Consider the following 16,373-nt stretch of genomic DNA (forward strand, 5'->3'; position numbering starts at 1 on the left):
ATCTCGATGAAATTGCGCACGGTCGAAGAGCTGGTGAAGGTAACCGCATGGATGCGTTTCTCCTCGAGCAGGCGCAGCAGCTCGATATCGTCTTCTCCCGTCACCACCGTCTCGTAGGTGTCGATCTCGGTCACTTCCAGCCCAAGCTCGCGCAGCTTGGCGGGAAGCCACTCCCGCGCGAGGTCCCCGCGCGGCAGCAGCACCTTCTGGCCCGCCTCAAGCCGCGGTCCAAACGCCTCCAGCAGCCCTTCCGCCTGGAAGCGGGCGGGCAGCTCCTCGGCCACCAGCCCCCGCTCCGCCAGCGCGGCAGCCGTGGCCGGCCCCACCGCGCCGATGCGCGCGCGGTGCAAACCGCGGATGTCCACCTTGAGCTCCGCCAGGTGGCGCCAAAAGAACTCCACGCCGTTAGGGCTCGTGAAGAAAACCCAATCATAGGCGTCCAGCGCTCCCAGCGCGGAAGCTATGGCGGCTTTCTTCCCGGCATCCTCCGGCATGACCGTCTCAATCACCGGGAACTCGTACGGCTCACCGCCGAGCTCCTCAATACGGTTCACCAGCTCACTTGCCTGGCTGCGGGCGCGGGTGACCACGATGCGCTTGCCGAACAGCGGCAGCGCCTCGGCCCACATCAGCTGCGGGCGCTGCCGCACCACTTCGCCGACCACAATGACCGCCGGCGGCTTGAAGTCCGCCGCAGTCACCTTCGCCTCGATGTCGGCGAGCGTACCCGTCAGAGTCTCCTGCTCCGCACGTGTGCCCCAGCGCACCAGCGCCACCGGCGTCTCCGGCGGACGGCCGTGCTTGATCAGCTGGCCGCTGATGTAGCCGATTTTGGCTACGCCCATCAGGAAGACCAGCGTTCCCGTAGCATTTGTTACCTTGTCCCAATGGATGGAATGATCCAGCTTGTCAGGGCTCTCATGCCCGGTAATAATCGACAGGGAGGACGCATAGTCCCGGTGTGTGACCGGGATGCCGGCATACGCCGGCACGCTTATGGCAGAGGTAATGCCCGGCACAATCTCGTAATAGATGCCGTTCTGGCGCAGCAGCTCCGCTTCTTCGCCCACCCGGCCAAAAATCGTCGGGTCACCGCCCTTGAGCCGCACCACCGTCTTGCCTTCCAGCGCAAGATCAACCAGTAGCTGGTTGATCTCCTCCTGCTTCATGGTGTGGCGGTCGGGCAGCTTGCCGACATAGATCTTCTCCCCGCCGGACTTCATCTGCTTGAGCAGCCTCGGACTGGCAAGCCGGTCATAGACCAGCACATCCGCTTTGCGGATACACTCCAGCCCTTTTACTGTAATCAGCTTCGCATCTCCCGGACCGGCACCAACCAGATATACTTTCCCCGTCTTCTCCGCCATCTCCATCATCCCCTTGTATCCGCCAGAATCTTCTCCGCACCCCGGGCAATCAGCTTGCGGGCCACTTCTTCACCAAGCTGTACCGGGTCAGTCCCCGTAAGCGTCTCTTTGAGAATCACCGAACCGTCCGGTGTTCCGACCATCCCTGTCAAAGTAATTACCCGTCCAGCCGGATTACTTGACGCTCCCTGTACACCCGAGGCTTCCTCTGCAGCTTTTTCATCATTCTCAGATTGTTCCGAAGCCGTCCCTTCACGCCCAGCCCCGCTCTCTGCTTCATCTGCTCCCAGCACCGCAAACGCGCCAATCGGTACCTGGCAGCCGCCGTTCAGCGCACCAAGAAACGTCCGTTCTGCAGCTACCGTAAGAGCTGTCTGCTCATCATTGTACAGCGCCAAAAGCCTGCGCAGCTCACTGTCGTCCTCGCGGCATTCTATGCCAAGCGCACCCTGGCCGACTGCCGGCAGACATACCTCCGGCTCCAGATAAGAGGTCACCCGGTCCTGCCAGCCCATCCGGGTCAGGCCGGCTGCAGCCAGCAGAATGGCGTCGTATTCGCCGTTCTCCAACTTCTTCAGCCGGGAATCAATGTTGCCTCGTACAGGCTCAATCACCAGGTCAGGACGCAGCGCGGCCAGCTGGCTGGAACGGCGAAGGCTGCTTGTGCCTACGCGTGCGCCCTCCGGAAGCTCCTCAAGGCTTGCCGCATCCGTAGCAATCAGACAGTCACGCGGGTCGACCGCTTCGGCACAGCCCCGTTAATCAGCCCCTCCGGAAGCTCGGAAGGCATATCCTTCATACTATGTACAGCCATATCAATGACTTTATCGAGCATGGCCTGTTCGATTTCTTTTACAAACAGCCCTTTGCCGCCGACCTTGGATAAGGTGACATCGAGAATCCGGTCACCCTTGGTAATGATTTTGTGCACCTCAAAGGTGAACCCGAAGCCATGCTTCTCACTCAGCCGCGTCAGATCGTCAATGACATGACCCGTCTGGGTCAGCGCCAGCGCGCTTTGTCTGCTGCCTACAATAATTTTGCGCATTCTCATCTTCCTCCCGGTAACATCGCTTCTTCTCCCGCCGCTATTCCCACCAACTCTTATACAGTCTGCGGCATGCCATTATATACATTTAAATTTCTATATAGACCGAATGAAGGCAAGAAAAATTCTATTGTATATTGTTCAAAATGCAATAGAATGTTTTCCCGCCCGTTCGGCAAAAATTCTGTTGTACAAAGTGCAATCACTTCCATCATTCAGGGGTTCGGCCTTCCTTCCACCGCTATTCCTCCCCGTTCGCCGCAATCCACGCCCGGACTCTCTCCGGCGTCCATTCTATAAAGGTGCCCTGCCGCAGCTGATTCAACACATCCAGCTGCCCGAGCCGGCGCAGCAGCCGTCTGTGGACTTCCGCAGAGGCTTCCTGCTGTTTAATCTCTGACCTCATCATGTGCAGAAAATCCAGATAAGGCCCATACTCCTCACCCAAAACATCCGCCAGCTGCGCAGTAATCTCAGCCGCAGCAGAGGGTCCCGCACCTGATGTGGAGACGGCCACGGTCAGCCTTCCCCGGCGCAGAACCCCCGGTGTAATGAAATTTCCCGCTTCCGCATGACTGGCTACATTTACCGGAAGGTTAAGCGCCTTGGCTTCGGCAGCTACCGCGTCGTTCACCGCCGGGTCACTGCTCGAAGCGTACACCAGAAATGCACCCCGGATATCTCCGGGCTCATAGCCGCGGACAACCCATTGTATTCCGCCTTCTTCAGCCAGCCCGGAGAGTACAGCAGTGAGTGCTGGGCTGATCACCGTAACCGCTGCCCCCGCTTCAAGCAGAGACTGTACCTTGCGCTCCGCAACAGCCCCTCCGCCGATCACCACAATCTTTTGCCCGCTGACATCCAGCATAACCGGCAAATACCCCGCCATCCCGTTCACCTCCCGCTCCAGCCGTGAAAGTCAGAAAGCGAGTTCAGCAGGAAATTCAGAATAATAAAAGCATACCCCGAAATCGCCCAGCGGGCCATCACCATACCGCTTTTGCGGCCGGATCTTTTCAGCAGAATATACGTTATATATACCCCCAGCCCGACCATTGTGGTCAGTACCTTGGAATCCTGAAACAGCGGCGTCCGTCCCTCGGCAATGATCGACATCCCCGCCAGGAGCAGGGACACAACCAGCAGCGGAACACCGGCCAGAATCGCCGTATATGAATATTTGTCCATCGTCTCCAGGCTCGGCAGCCGCCGGATACGGTCATCCCATTTTTTATTTTTCAGCTTCATATGCAGGAACAGATACATTATCGCAAAAACCGTCCCCAGTGTCAGTGCGCCAAAGCTCAGGTTGGCCAAAATAATATGCATCGCCAGCCAGCCGTGCACCGCCCTCCAGCTCTCCAATCCATGATCAGCCGCCGTCAGCCATACCCGGTTAAGCAGAAACACACTGAAGCCGGCACCGCTGAGCAGCAGAATGGTAAATTCCCCGCCGCGTGTATAGGCAATGGCCAGCGACGTAATTACGATAATGAAGGAGAACCAGAACAGGAAATCATATGGGGTAAAAATCGGCAGCCCGCCCTCCTGGGAGAAACGGACCGCAAGTCCCGCCATCTGCAGCAGGCCCACAACAGCAAGAAGCCCTGTGCCCAGCCGCTTTCCGCCCGGATTACGCCTTAGGCAATCCGAGAAAATAAACAGCAGGCTCAGGGCATATAGCAGCAGAGCGGCATCATATATTCCGTTCAGCAGTTGCATGCTGCTCACCCGCCCAGCAGGCCTGCCGGAGCAAAAACGGTCTTAGGCACAATGAATTCAGCAGCGGATACACGTTCATCCTCTTTCTTCTGCACTGGAGCCGGTCTGCTTCCGCTTCCGCCGCCGGCTTCAAGCTGCTCCTGCAGGGCAAAGATCTGCGTAAAATACGCAAGTGCTTCGGTTCCCTGGTCGCCGCCGGACATTTCCTTAATCACATTGATCGGATCGTGCATCATCTGGTTCACGATGCTCTTAGTCAGGCGGCGGATCACCTTACGCTGATGCTCATCCAGCTCAGGCAGCTTGTTGAACAGGCTGTCCATCGTATCTTCATAGATGGCATTTGATTTGTCCTGCAGCGCGCGGATGACCGGTCTGACGCCAAGCGTCTTCAGCCAGACCTGGAACTCCTCCATCTCTTCGGCAATCATCACTTCGATCTTCGCCGCTTCGCTGCGGCGCATCTCCAGATTGCTCTCCACGATGCCTTCCAGATCATCAATATCATACAGGAATACACCCTGCACATTCGCAGCTTCCGGATCAATATCACGCGGCACGGCAATGTCGATCATGAATAGCGGCCGCGACGGGCGGCGCTTCATGCCGGCGGATACCTGGTCCGCAGTCAGCACATAGCCTTCAGCCCCTGTGGAGCTGATCACAATATCGACCTCATCCAGATGCTGCAGCGCATCATCAATCGTGCTCGGTCTGCCGGAGAACTTCTCCGCCAGCTCGACCGCCCGCGAAAGCGTACGGTTCGCGACAATAACTTCGGCCGCGCCGCTGCTGTACAGGTGCTTGACGGTCAGCTCGCTCATTTTGCCGGCGCCGAGAATCAGCACTCTTTTACCGGTGAACATGCCGAAGATCCGCTTACCCAGCTCCACAGCCGCATAGCTCACCGAAACGGCGCTCTCCCCGATCGAGGTCTCATTATGCGCACGTTTGCCGAGCGTCACCGCCTGCTTGAACAGCTGGTTGAACCAGGTGCCGGTCACTCCCTCGCTCTGGGCAGTCAAAAAAGAATTGCGCACCTGCCCCAGAATCTGCGTCTCACCAATCACCATGGAATCCAGACCGCAGGTTACGCGGAACAGATGGGCAATTGCCTGCTCATCCTCGTATATATACATATGCTGCGTAAATTGCTCACTTTTCACATTGAACCACTGCTCCATAAAGCTGCGGATGAAATATCCGCACATATGAAGGCGGTCTACGACCACATAAATTTCCGTCCGGTTACAGGTGGCAACAACGACACCTTCCAGCACGCTCTTGGTCTTCATCAGCTGATGAAGCGCTTCGGGCAGGTCCTTCTCTGCAAAAGCGAACTGTTCTCTCACCTCAACGGGAGCCGTACGGTAATTCAGGCCAACGACGACAATGTGCATCGCTTGTTCACCATCCTAGTCTCTATTCAGTGGTGCAGGCACTGTCTTTCACATTTTCTCAAATCACGTGTGTTAAGTATATCACATCAATATACGGCTTTTTACAAAACCTTTGAATTCTTTATGACATCCAGATAATAATAATTATAAATAAAAAACGATAAAAGTACTATGGTTTATGATGGGTTATTTTTATTTTATTTATGAGTCAGCCGAAGCGTAACACCAGCCCTGTTTTGTCATCCGAACCCTTGAGCCGGGGAACAGCCAGCAGCATGGCATCCTCCTGCTCCCTTGCGTACAGCTCATCCGTATAGCCCTTCAGCCCTTTTGCATCCATACTGTCCAGTAGACTTACCCAGCTCTCCGTACCCGAATACAGACCATCCGTGATCAGGTACAGACTCTCTACATTAGCCCGGTTAAATGTACCCTTCTCCAGAAAAAGCGGGAACTCCGGACTGCCGTTCATCACTCCATAGCCCTCCAGCGTATTTGCCTTTCTGCGGTTGTCCTGCAGCAGTGGAAGCAGCAGCCTGCGAAGCTCGGCCGGATCTTCAACTCCCGACGCCCGCAGCTCCTCCATCCGGTTCAGCGTCAGCCGGTCAACATGGGCCACCTGGGTGTGCGTTAGCAACCTTACCGCCCCATCCCTGTATTTACATAGCAGCATGCAATCTCCTGACTGTATATAGTCGATAGAATACGGATTTACTTTGACAATGACATAGGCAGCTGACCATAGCGCAGAAGCATCCAGTACATTCACACCTTCAGCTTCCATTACCTCGCGTAAACGCGCGTTGGCCTGAACCGCTATCTTTTCCAGCGCCTGCCCATCCGCCTCCCCGATAAAGGCGGCCGCCAGCTGCGCAGCCAGATACCCTCCAGTCATCCCTTCCTTGTTGCGGTAAGATGACAACGAGGTGGCCCCGTCCACGACTCCGTAAATATCCGCAGCTTCATTGACAATCAGCGCATCCTCATTCCATTGCCCGTCTCCTTGCAGCGTGTATTTTTCCAATGTACCATGGCTGATGCCCACCATATCTCTTCCCTTCCTTCCCGTTCACAGTAAGTACCCGCTCCCTTTATATCTTCGTATAGTGTAGACGTTTTTCCTTTATTGGCTTATTTCTTCAAATTCGCCGATCTAAATGTCATATATAATGACACAAAAACAAGGATTGACACATATAATCCTCAGTGATAGCATATATAAAAATAACCAAAGTCATAATAACTAACACAAACATAACAACATCATAACTCTTGTATAAGCTCATTAATCCGGTTTGAGCGTTTCTACAGGCAACCGTAAATTGCCCCAGGCTACAAGAGACTCCGCATGAACGAAGAAGCTTGAATCCGTGCTGCCGCAGACCTTACTGTGACCGCCCGCTTTTAGCGACATTTGCTCTGCAGGCGTCTCTTGTATTCCGGGGTATTTTTGCATATTCAGACAAAGGGAGTGAAGACCATGAGCGCATCGTATGCACGGCTCAGTGAATCCATCAGCAGCGCCAAGAACGTGAGGATCTACAAAAACAAGGATACCGCCTATGATTTCAAGCTGTACCCTTTTGGTGAGCGGGGCACCTATATCCATCCGGAGCTGATCAGTGAAATTACCGCTAATCTGGCCAGCAGCATTACGGAGCAGTTCCCGGCCTTTGATTATATCGTGTCGCCCGAGCCGGGCGGCCACACCTGGGGGATGCTCTCGGCCTATAAGCTGAACAAACCGATGAACATCCTGCGGCTCAGCACCGAGCTGTACGATAATTATGAGGTATGTATCAAGCGGGAGACAGCGTATAACGAGAATTACATTTATTTTGACGGCTTCACGGCCGGGGACCGGGTGCTTATTCTCGATGATGTCATCAGCTCGGGCGCAACGATCCGCTGCATCGCTGACCAAATGAAGATCATGGGCATCGAGCTTGTCGGGGTGCAGGGTATTCTGGCCAAAGGCGAGCATTACAGACAGCTGGAAGCAGATTACGGAATTCCGGTACGGGTGCTGTCGGCGGTATAACGGACGGTTTTATGAAAGAATACTGCGTATTTATCCAAAAGCGGGCTGCATACGGCAAAAGTTGAGGAAGCCGCGCTCACCATACATTCAAGGAGTGAAAACAATGGCTTACTATTATGAGCAGCCGTCCAGAACGTTCAGCGAATTTCTGCTTGTACCGAATCTGACGACCAAAGCATGTATCCCGGGAAACGTGGATCTGCGTACACCCGTAACCAAGTTCAAGCGCGGCGAGACTCCGGCCTTGACCATGAACCTTCCGGTTACCTCTGCCGTTATGCAGGCGGTCTCCGATCACAATATGGCGATTGCTCTGGCCAAAAGCGGCGGCATCTCCTTCATCTACGGCTCCCAGTCCGTCGAGCAGCAGGTGGAGATGGTCCGCCGGGTCAAAAAATTCAAAGCCGGCTTCGTCGTAAGCGACGCCAACCTCCGTCCGGAGGACACCCTGCAGGATGTGCTGTCTCTCAAAGCCCGCAGCGGCCACTCCACCATCGCCATTACCGATAACGGGGAGCCGACCGGCAAGCTGATGGGCATCGTCACCAGCCGTGACTACCGCGAAAACCGGTTGCCGCGGGAATGCCCGATTACAGAGTTCATGACTCCGCTCTCCTCTCTGATCTACGCACAGGAAGGCATTACACTGACCGAGGCCAACGATATGATCTGGGACCACAAGCTGAACTGCCTGCCGATTGTGAACAGCGAAGGCAATCTGATGTACCTGGTCTTCCGCAAGGATTATGACAGCCATCAGGAATATCCGCTGGAGCTGCATGACAGCAACAAGCAGCTAATCGTCGGGGCCGGCATTAACTCTCGTGACTACAAGGAGCGGGTTCCAGCATTGGTGGAAGCAGGGGCAGACGTGCTCTGCATCGATTCCTCGGACGGCTACTCCGAATGGCAGGCCGAGACAATCCAGTATATTAAGGAAACGTTCGGAGAGGCTGTAAAGGTTGGGGCCGGCAATGTTGTAGATAAGGAAGGTTTTCTGTATCTGGTGGAGGCGGGGGCGGATTTTATCAAAGTCGGAATCGGCGGCGGCTCCATCTGTATCACCCGGGAGCAAAAGGGCATCGGCCGCGGCCAGGCCTCCGCTGTCATCGAAGTCGCTGCAGCCCGCCAGGAGTATTACGAGCAGACCGGAATCTACGTGCCGATCTGCTCCGACGGCGGTATCGTTCATGACTACCATATCGTGCTCGCCCTGGCGATGGGCGCAGATTTCGTTATGCTCGGCCGCTACTTTGCCCGTTTTGACGAGAGCCCGGGCCGCAAGCTGCTCGTCGGCGGGAACTTCGTCAAGGAATACTGGGGCGAAGGCTCCAGCCGGGCCCGCAACTGGCAGCGCTACGACTTCGGCAATGCCGACAAGGAGAGCAAGCTGGAGTTCGAAGAAGGCGTCGATTCCTTCATCCCCTATGCCGGCCGCTCAAGGATAACCTGGATCTCAGCATCAGCAAAATCAAATCAACCATGTGCAACTGCGGCGCACTGACCATCCCTGAGCTGCAGCAGCATGCCAAAATCACCCTTGTCTCCGCCACAACTATTTACGAAGGTGGGGCACATGATGTTATGCTAAAGGAGAAGGATCGTACATCCTGACAGATAATATCGACTCACAAGGAGCAGTGGTTATGAACGAATTACGCAAGGTACTGGTAAGCAAGGCAGAACTTGAGAGCAAGGTGCGGGAGCTGGGCGCCGCCATCTCACGCGACTATGAAGGCAAGGAGCTTGTGCTCATCGGCATCCTGAAGGGAGCCGCCGTATTCATGTCGGATCTGATGCGGGAGATCACCTTTCCTGTCGCCGTTGACTATATGTCCGTATCCAGCTATGGCAGCAGCGCTACCACCTCAGGTGTCATTACCATCAAGCAGGACATCGACACCGACATCCGTGGCAAGCATGTGCTGCTCGTCGAGGACCTGATCGACACCGGCCTCACCCTGCAGCACCTGAAGCAGCTCTTCGCCCTCCGCGAAGCCGCCAGCGTCCGGATCTGCACCATCCTCAGCAAGCCCTCCCGCCGCCTGGCCGATATCCCCATCGACTACAGCGGCATCGACATCCCCGACGAATTCGTCGTCGGCTACGGCCTCGACTACGCCGAGCAGTACCGCAACCTGCCGGAGGTATGGATTGTGGAGACGGATGGCGGGCATTAGGCTGTAAATTGGTTTAGAAGAAAGCCCGCCTGAGGGTGTCCGTTAAATGATAACGGGTGCCGGGCGGGCTTTTTCTTTTACCAGAGGTACCTTACGTATGAAAAGAGATATCCGGCAAGCCCCAGGAGAGCAGTAATAATGACTGACGCCGCTACATATCCCGTTTTACTGCGCGGTTTCCAGCCTGCGGTGAATATTGTGGTTGAAGCTATGATCAACAGTGCTGAAGGGCCTCCGAAAAACATCAAAACCACGGTACTCACCAAATCCATAACTATTCCGTCTATAAAGAAGCGGTTAACCAGCAGTAAGAAGAAGACAATAGAAGCGATATTTGTATAGATGGATATAATCCATATTCTTTTAAATGACTTGTTCATTTATTCTCCCCTCGCCCACGTATTACAGGCCCTAATCAGCTAATTCCACAGTGTGCAAACCGTCATCTTCAACATGGAAGCAGCGGCGGAACCGGTACAATCCCCGAGCAGGATTCTAACGTACAAATGGATGTGGAATGGAGCGGCGGTTCGGAGAATTGGGAGCTGGAGCCGGTGCTTTAAGGAGATTTAGAAGACAGCCCTGATCGAAAAGACCACCGGAGTTATGAGCAAGAACAATACCGCCGGTTCATCCAAAGACAAATACAAGACGAGACTCAAAGCTGCAATACTACCATTAAAAGCTATCATTTTTGCGGAAAGCTTCCATTCCTTGTTCCTGAACACAAGATAATGCAGCACACTAAGCACTAAATGACACATGTACAGGATCAAAAAAACAGCATAAACACAACCGTATCCCCCGGACCGCTGCTATACGGTGCATGGGACACCAGCCCGCTTTCTATATTAGTTAGAATACCGGCATACAGGATGCTTAAGATCAGAGAACTGAAGGTAAGGTTCATCAGGAGCATTTTTGTGGCTTTTTCCATAGGGCTCACTCCCGGGAGAAGTTATTTCTATTATAATAGCGCATTGTTATCAAAAAAACATATGAAAAACAGGGCAGCAATCATCTGGATAGATGAAGGCTGCCCTGCTTGTTTGCTGCGTTTATTTCAATTGGTATAAACGGTAGATTAACGCAGCGGCCTCCGCTTTGCTCGCGGTCTGGGCCGGACGGAAGCTCTGATCCTCGAATCCTTCAAATAACCGGATACTCTTGGTCAGGGCTACGCTTGACGCTGCCCATTTGGATATCTTGGCTGCATCTGTAAAGACGGCATTTACAGATGCAGGCTGGGAAACGGCTTGCTGGCCGTTGAATCCAGTAAGCGCCCGGGCAAGCATCGTTGCAATCTCCTCACGAGTAATGGTTGCATCCGGGTCAAATGCATTAGTCGATTTGCCCGTAATAATGCCTGCTGCATAGGCTGCAGCAATTTCTTTGTAGTAAGGATTTGCTGCTGTAACATCCTTGAACGATAATGTCAGACCATCGCCGCTCAAACCGTAAGCCCGGGCGATCATGGCTGCAAATTCCTGGCGTGTAATTGCACTTGCCGGACGGAACTCTGCAGTCTGATCCAGGATTCCCTTATTCAGCAGATAGTTAATTTCCTGCACTGCCCAATGGCTTGCCGAAACATCTGTAAATGCAGCCTTAGCCAGCATTACCGTATACTTACTGAAGTGTCCTCTCGGTGCTGTCACTGTCCGGGTAACCGGGTCATATTTTCCTCCGACAGCCTCCCATGTAAGACTCTCCTCATTAAGTAAATACACTGTCAGATTCTCCAGGTTCGCTTCAGAGTATTTGGATGTATCAATTGCCGACACATCAAATGTCACATCGATTGGTTTGTTGAAGCTCTTCACCTGCTCAGCCCCTACAAATGCACTGAATTCCATTACCGGAATACTTGCCAGCGGCTCAGCCTTGCTTGGTTTGGTAACGACAGCATTTTCAACAACCTCTGCCGCCAGCTTAATAGTCTGTCCTGCCGCAAGCGGACCGAAGGTATCTGCTTCAATAGTGAAGGCTGTCTGGTCCATCTCTATTTTCAGGCCGGAAATACCATTGTCTTTAACCAGTGTAAGGATATCCGACGGAAGGGAAGTATTCAGCTTGTGAATCCCTTCTTCTACTGCCGGCACCTTAACGGTAATACCTGCCTTCAGATCCGCGGCACTTCCTGCTCCCAGCTTGCTGGTCAGATTCTTGGAGAGATCCGTCAGGGCCAGCTTCGCAGATTGGATCTGTGCACTGATCAGCGACTCATTAAGCTGTGAAGAAACTGTATTGCCTTCAACTGTTACGTTGGCTTTGGCAATCGTAACCTCTCCTGCTTTGTTCAGCGCTGACTGGCTTGAGGTGATAACATTAGCTTTCAGCTTCTGCAGCTCTTCTGCCGACACTCCCTGCGCATTGTTCAACACGGCCGCTGCATTGTCGATTAGTGTGTTCGCCAGCGTAACTGCCTTGTCAGAGCTGTCCATTTTGCTGAGCAGATAAGGTGCACTTCCAACAAGCCCTGCAATCGAGTCAACAATCTTTTGCTTGGCCGCAGGATCCTGAATGGTTGCCAGCAGGTCTGATGCTGTATTCATCGCCTGCGAGAGACTCTTGCTGCTCTGCTCAGCTTCTGCTGCGGTTGCCGCAGCCTTGAACGAATCGGCAATGCTGCTGATAGCCGTTTGTGCCGCCGCCGCTTTATCTGCTGCTGTTCCTGTAGTACTGGTCAGCAAGTCCTGCAGCTTGTCGTTCTGCTTCTGTACGTTCTCGGAATTACCCGCTGTTGGAGCCGGAGTCGGGAGCGGTGCAACCGGACCAGCACCAGGGCCGGGGCCGCTGTTATTACCGTTGTTGCCACTATTGTTGCCGTTGTCTCCGTTGTTGTTGCCATTGTTGCCGTTTCCGTTATCGGTGCCCGGATTTTCCTGTCCAGGATCTATAACAGTACCTGTTGTTGTTTCGAGCATAACCTTTTTATTCAGGGTATACTGCTGCCCGTCAATTGTCACCGAGGCTTTGATTACATACGTACCGGAAGGCAGCGCACGATAACCATCATAAGCGTCAAAAGTATATGCGGATACGTATAAAGGATAACCTCCGGATACATCTGAAATCAGGGTTTTACCGGACTCATCCTGTATTTCGTAGGAAGCTGCTTCAGGAGTAACGGATCTGTACCAATTGGTCCAGCCTCCGTTGGTAACCAGAATCTGCGGCTTCTTGATCTGTCCGATCTGATTACCTGCAGTATCAACCAGTCCAATCTTGAAATAACTTGTTCCTGCAGCTATCTTCACCTTGCCTTCCTGAAGCCCTACAATATCAAGCCCTTGCAGCGCCTGTGTTGTAAGCTCAGTGAGCGTTCCGGCTTTCAGTGAACCCGGTGCAAAATGAATATTAAACTGATATTCTTTAGCTCCGATAGACTGATCCATTTGGATGGTCACATCACCAGGTGTCAATTGAATCTGATCCGTATTATACACATAGCTGCCCAGCTTCGATTGATTAGGTGTCGTATATTCGACTCTGTAAATCGTAGCCGCTTCCGGTGCGACCACAGTCGCCAAGTCTGCCGCAGATTCATCGAGCGCCAGCGTGTTGTCTCCTGCACCGATAGCCACATTATCACGGTAGATAAAAGTACCGCGCTTTGTTTGGGCAAGCATACTGTACGTTCCCTGTGTAGCATAGAAGTAATTCTCATTCACTGCATTGCTGTCAACCACATAAGGTACATTTTCAACACCAGCCAGGTCTTTTCTTATAACCGAAAGATCTTCAGCAGGTCTGTCCAGAATTACTTTGCTGACTTCCTGCTGTTCTTGTCTGGCATCCAGCACAAGCGAATATTCTTTGCCCGGCTCCGTACGTACCGAACCGTACATATAGTATCCAAATTTAGATTCAATCCCTTCGTAGCTCCGGTTGTAGCGTATAAAGTCAACGCCTACCACAGAGGGAGAATCCACAATCAAAAGGGCTTGACTTCCGGAAGTATCAATAAAAGTGGATTGGTTGGTATAGGAACCGCTCGGGTTCTTGACCACAGCCTGAATACTTGCGTAATCCAGCGGCACACCGCCGGCATAGCTGCTGCCTTCAGCCTTGTCCAGCCCCCGGACCCTGACTACTGCCTGGTTCTCGGGATTAATAACCGCCACACTCACCTTCTTGAACATGAATGATGGCTTTTTGAACAGAAGCTCACCGAGATAAATCCCTTGATCTGCAGGGAAAATGAACTGTCCCTGTGCATCTGTCTCTCCCAGAAGCTGGCCATAGCGGTATACCTTAACGCCAGATTGCAGCGCTCCCTGTCCGCCGGTCACATGCTGCCGCACCGTAAAGCTAACCTGTTGAGCCTGGTCAACAGTCATGTACGGCTTGTCCACCAGATCAACCAGTTTGCCGTCCTTGTCTCTGATTTCAACATCCAGCTCATTCTTGGGCAGAACCTTGAGCTGTGTTTCGGCAAGCAGAGGCCCTTTTACAAGTTGTCCATTGATGTAGCCTGAAGAAGAATACAGCTGAATTTTATAGTCACCCACTGCTGTCGGCTTCCAGTCACGCTGGTTGATCCGCTGAAGATGGCCGTCCTGCTCCATGGCTGTCCAGCTGAGCGAATCATCCGCAATGGTAGCTCCCTTGCTGTCCACAACGACCAGCCTGTGACTACCCAGATCAAGGAGATTACCGTATTCATCCTTCATTACTACACGGTTAATTACATTCTCACCCAGTACAAGCTCATTGCGTGCTTCGGGCTCCCCATTGTAGTTAGGATTAGTAATAATCGTATCAATCTGCGCCGTATAGCTGCTGCCGGCCTTCAGAGAATATCCGCTTTCGGATGGAGTGAAGAAGTTTTTTAGCAGAATCTGGTTCGCGTTATAGCTGTACTGACTGGTTTCAGTAGCCGGACTTGCTGTCAGGCGGTGGATCTCTTCATTCTTTTGGACATACAGCTTACCATTACCTGCAGGAATTGCAGTGCTGATCTGGCTGTAATTGTACTTGCTGTTAAGATAGGACAGCTGCACCTGTCCAGCACCGTTATAGGTAACCGGAACCTGAAGTGTGAGTGCACTGAAATCAGCCGGTTTGGCAGCATATGTAACCTCTTCTGCCGCTGCAGCCGGTTGAATTCTTTGACGCATTACAACTTTGCCGTCCACACCCTGCACCGTTCCTATTGCAGTAAATTGATATTCTTTATCTTTTTTCACATGGAGCACAGGGGTTGTAAGGATTATTCCATTGTATCCGGTATTAATCTGCTTGTACTGGTTATTGTCAATCAGACTAATGGACTCCAGCTTTACCGGCTTGTTGTCCCAAGTGTAATTGAAACTGAGCCGGCTGTAACTGCTGCCATCTTCGATAATTTCCTTATGTACACCGCTGACGGATGAATATAAGGCGGTCTGCCCGATCTGATACAGATAGGTCTCATTGCCGGATGTGAAGCGGGTTAACGCACTTCCTGTAACCTCGCCGGTTCTCAGCACAAGAACATCGATTCCCGGTACACTGAAGCGGTCTAAGTAGCCGTTCGGCACCATGGAGCTATCACTGTGCTTGGACAGCAGCTTGCCGTCTGTATCAAGATAACGGATAGCAGCGGTATATGTCCCCGGCTGTTCCAGATCCGTCACATAGAACGGTTTAGCTTCATATTGCTCACTGCCTTGTCTTAGCAGGACAAAGGACACTGCGGAGCGGAAAGCTAGACCGGTGTTATTTTTCAGCAGAATTTGGCCCTTGTCATCTGCCGTATAGTAAGTAGAGGAATAAGAATTCCAAATGGCGATAGATTCCCCGGCTGCAGGAACCCCATTATGTAGTACAGTAATTCTAATGTTCTTATCGTCGCTGCGGACTTCTGCACTGCCCGCATTTACATAAGTATCGGAATCCTTAGCCATCCGTTCCATGGTAATGTCAATTCCAGTCGATAATGGAACCCTAACCGTCTCAGACGGAGTGACAATCGTTCCCCCGGCACCTTCATATTCTGCCCGCAAGGTATATTCCCCGCCGGCTTCCAGACCTGCAAACGGAATACGGTTATATTCCAGTGAAGTATATACAGCGTCCATCACAGTGAGCTTGGCCTCTTGCTTAGGCTTCACAGCTCGTGCGATTTCAGTACCATCCTTACTAAGGATGAACCGGACATCCTGCAGCACCTTAAGATCGTAATAGGTAACATCTACTACACTGTTCACCGTAATGAATTGAGTGCCATCCTGAGCCTGTTCATTGGAAACCAGCCCGGCTTTTAAAGAAGCTGCTGAGGCTCCAAGCACATTCATGCAAGACAACAAAAATACTAATACCAGTGACACAGTCATGCGTAATCTCTTTGAATACATACCTAATCTCCTACTCCCCAGTGAATGATTGATAAATCTTCTGTTAACGCTCTAGTATACTTTCAATACCCCTCCCCAAGTGATACCTTCCCATAATTTAACTACAAGTTCCATGATAACTACTTTTGAAAATATTGTCTATTGCTGTCATGAAAGTTCATTGATAGCCATCGCTTGGCGATTAATGTACAAATGAAAACGGAGGCCCTTAGGCCTCCGTCAGGCTGTCGAGAAAGTCTCGACAGCCTTCTTTATGTGATCTTGGTTTCACACG

Annotated in this window: 10 protein-coding genes, 2 pseudogenes and 1 riboswitch; of the genes and pseudogenes, 3 read left to right on the forward strand and 9 right to left on the reverse strand. The window is 52.5% G+C overall.

The window, feature by feature from the left end; translation table 11 throughout:
• The 6 genes and pseudogenes from cobA to AWJ19_RS05730 all read right to left on the reverse strand — a co-directional run.
• On the reverse strand, positions 1-1,367 hold a 1,367-nt coding region (gene cobA, locus AWJ19_RS05705; protein WP_068722102.1), incomplete at its 3' end, for a uroporphyrinogen-III C-methyltransferase.
• A 5-nt stretch (positions 1,368-1,372) separates the two neighbouring features.
• Positions 1,373-2,415: pseudogene (hemC, locus tag AWJ19_RS05710) on the reverse strand (hydroxymethylbilane synthase).
• 241 nt (positions 2,416-2,656) lie between these two features.
• Positions 2,657-3,304, reverse strand: a complete 648-nt coding sequence (locus tag AWJ19_RS05715) for an NAD(P)-dependent oxidoreductase (protein ID WP_068722094.1) — start codon at positions 3,302-3,304, stop codon at positions 2,657-2,659.
• A gap of 5 nt (positions 3,305-3,309) precedes the next feature.
• The gene (gene ccsA, locus AWJ19_RS05720; RefSeq protein ID WP_068722103.1) at positions 3,310-4,137 is read right to left on the reverse strand and encodes a cytochrome c biogenesis protein CcsA; all 828 of its coding nucleotides are present in this window, start codon (positions 4,135-4,137) and stop codon (positions 3,310-3,312) included.
• A 5-nt stretch (positions 4,138-4,142) separates the two neighbouring features.
• Positions 4,143-5,537 (reverse strand): glutamyl-tRNA reductase, encoded by a 1,395-nt coding sequence (hemA, locus tag AWJ19_RS05725; protein ID WP_068722095.1) that lies wholly within the window; start codon positions 5,535-5,537, stop codon positions 4,143-4,145.
• Between the two features lie 208 nt (positions 5,538-5,745).
• Positions 5,746-6,585: a protein phosphatase 2C domain-containing protein gene (locus AWJ19_RS05730; protein WP_068722096.1), complete on the reverse strand. Its 840-nt coding sequence runs from the start codon at positions 6,583-6,585 to the stop codon at positions 5,746-5,748.
• A gap of 204 nt (positions 6,586-6,789) precedes the next feature.
• A riboswitch (purine riboswitch) is annotated at positions 6,790-6,892 on the forward strand.
• A gap of 125 nt (positions 6,893-7,017) precedes the next feature.
• On the opposite strand from AWJ19_RS05730, the gene AWJ19_RS05735 reads away from it, so the two are divergent.
• The 3 genes and pseudogenes from AWJ19_RS05735 to hpt all read left to right on the forward strand — a co-directional run bounded on the left by AWJ19_RS05735 (position 7,018) and on the right by hpt (position 9,758).
• Positions 7,018-7,578, forward strand: coding sequence for a phosphoribosyltransferase (locus AWJ19_RS05735; RefSeq protein WP_068722097.1), 561 nt, complete (start codon positions 7,018-7,020; stop codon positions 7,576-7,578).
• A gap of 103 nt (positions 7,579-7,681) precedes the next feature.
• Positions 7,682-9,192 (forward strand): annotated as a pseudogene (locus AWJ19_RS05740) (IMP dehydrogenase).
• 32 nt (positions 9,193-9,224) lie between these two features.
• Positions 9,225-9,758 (forward strand): hypoxanthine phosphoribosyltransferase, encoded by a 534-nt coding sequence (gene hpt / locus AWJ19_RS05745; protein ID WP_068722098.1) that lies wholly within the window; start codon positions 9,225-9,227, stop codon positions 9,756-9,758.
• Between the two features lie 77 nt (positions 9,759-9,835).
• Here hpt and AWJ19_RS34580 read toward each other — a convergent pair whose 3' ends face one another.
• The 3 genes from AWJ19_RS34580 to AWJ19_RS05760 form a co-directional block, all read right to left on the reverse strand.
• Positions 9,836-10,138, reverse strand: a complete 303-nt coding sequence (locus tag AWJ19_RS34580) for a hypothetical protein (RefSeq protein ID WP_128083512.1) — start codon at positions 10,136-10,138, stop codon at positions 9,836-9,838.
• 392 nt (positions 10,139-10,530) lie between these two features.
• Positions 10,531-10,695: a hypothetical protein gene (locus AWJ19_RS35105; RefSeq protein ID WP_157889948.1), complete on the reverse strand. Its 165-nt coding sequence runs from the start codon at positions 10,693-10,695 to the stop codon at positions 10,531-10,533.
• Between the two features lie 121 nt (positions 10,696-10,816).
• Entirely contained in the window at positions 10,817-16,078 is a 5,262-nt protein-coding gene (locus AWJ19_RS05760) for an S-layer homology domain-containing protein (protein ID WP_068722101.1), read from the reverse strand.
• Between the last annotated feature and the right edge of the window lie 295 nt (positions 16,079-16,373).

Origin of the sequence: Paenibacillus sp. DMB5, assembly GCF_001517085.1 — a bacterium.
Classification (GTDB): domain Bacteria; phylum Bacillota; class Bacilli; order Paenibacillales; family Paenibacillaceae; genus Paenibacillus_AQ.

Excerpts from the sequence above, each read along its gene's own strand:
- hpt (WP_068722098.1), top strand. The coding sequence starts at position 9,225 with ATGAACGAATTACGCAAGGTACTGGTAAGCAAGGCAGAACTTGAGAGC.
- AWJ19_RS05715 (WP_068722094.1), bottom strand. The coding sequence starts at position 3,304 with ATGGCGGGGTATTTGCCGGTTATGCTGGATGTCAGCGGGCAAAAGATT.
- AWJ19_RS35105 (WP_157889948.1), bottom strand. The coding sequence starts at position 10,695 with ATGGAAAAAGCCACAAAAATGCTCCTGATGAACCTTACCTTCAGTTCT.
- AWJ19_RS05730 (WP_068722096.1), bottom strand. The coding sequence starts at position 6,585 with ATGGTGGGCATCAGCCATGGTACATTGGAAAAATACACGCTGCAAGGA.
- ccsA (WP_068722103.1), bottom strand. The coding sequence starts at position 4,137 with ATGCAACTGCTGAACGGAATATATGATGCCGCTCTGCTGCTATATGCC.
- AWJ19_RS05760 (WP_068722101.1), bottom strand. The coding sequence starts at position 16,078 with ATGACTGTGTCACTGGTATTAGTATTTTTGTTGTCTTGCATGAATGTG.
- hemA (WP_068722095.1), bottom strand. The coding sequence starts at position 5,537 with ATGCACATTGTCGTCGTTGGCCTGAATTACCGTACGGCTCCCGTTGAG.
- AWJ19_RS05735 (WP_068722097.1), top strand. The coding sequence starts at position 7,018 with ATGAGCGCATCGTATGCACGGCTCAGTGAATCCATCAGCAGCGCCAAG.
- AWJ19_RS34580 (WP_128083512.1), bottom strand. The coding sequence starts at position 10,138 with ATGAACAAGTCATTTAAAAGAATATGGATTATATCCATCTATACAAAT.